Annotated in this window: 1 protein-coding gene; it reads right to left on the bottom strand. The window is 51.8% G+C overall.

All coding sequences use genetic code 11. The annotated features are described in order from the left end of the window. On the bottom strand, nt 1-940 hold a 940-nt coding region (tuf, locus tag KCG43_RS21290), incomplete at both ends, for an elongation factor Tu (RefSeq protein ID WP_218387465.1).

Raw genomic sequence — 940 nt, 5'->3', positions numbered from 1 at the left:
CAACGATCTTAGCAACAACACCAGCACCAACGGTACGGCCACCTTCACGGATTGCGAAGCGCAGACCTTCGTCCATTGCGATAGGTGCGATCAGAGTAACAACCATCTTGATGTTGTCACCTGGCATTACCATCTCAACGCCTTCTGGCAGTTCGATAGTACCGGTCACGTCAGTTGTACGGAAGTAGAACTGTGGACGGTAGCCTTTGAAGAATGGAGTATGACGGCCGCCTTCATCTTTAGACAGAACGTATACTTCAGACTCGAAAGTCGTGTGTGGAGTGATTGAACCAGGCTTAGCCAGTACTTGACCACGCTCAACTTCGTCACGCTTAGTACCACGCAGCAGAACACCAACGTTCTCACCAGCACGGCCTTCGTCCAGAAGCTTACGGAACATCTCAACACCAGTACAAGTTGTAGTGATGGTGTCTTTGATACCTACGATAGCAACTTCGTCACCTACGCGAACGATACCTTGCTCAACACGACCTGTTACTACAGTACCACGGCCCTGGATTGAGAATACATCTTCGATTGGCAGGATGAACGGCTTGTCGATAGCACGCTCTGGCTCTGGGATGTAGTTGTCCAGCGCTTCAGCCAGCTCAACAATTTTCTCTTCCCACTGAGCTTCGCCATTCAGCGCGCCCAGAGCAGAACCCATGATTACTGGGCAATCGTCGCCTGGGAAGTCGTACTCAGACAGAAGTTCACGCACTTCCATCTCAACCAGCTCCAGCAGCTCTTCGTCATCAACCATGTCACACTTGTTCATGAACACGATGATGTAAGGGATACCAACCTGACGACCCAGCAGGATGTGCTCACGCGTCTGTGGCATTGGGCCATCAGTCGCAGCAACAACCAGGATACCACCGTCCATCTGAGCAGCACCGGTGATCATGTTTTTCACGTAGTCGGCGTGTCCTGGGCAGTC

Source organism: Photobacterium sp. WH24 (assembly GCF_019204055.1).
GTDB lineage: Bacteria > Pseudomonadota > Gammaproteobacteria > Enterobacterales > Vibrionaceae > Photobacterium > Photobacterium arenosum.
Note: the sequence above shows the minus strand (reverse complement) of the source record. Positions and strands in the feature narration are given on the sequence as shown.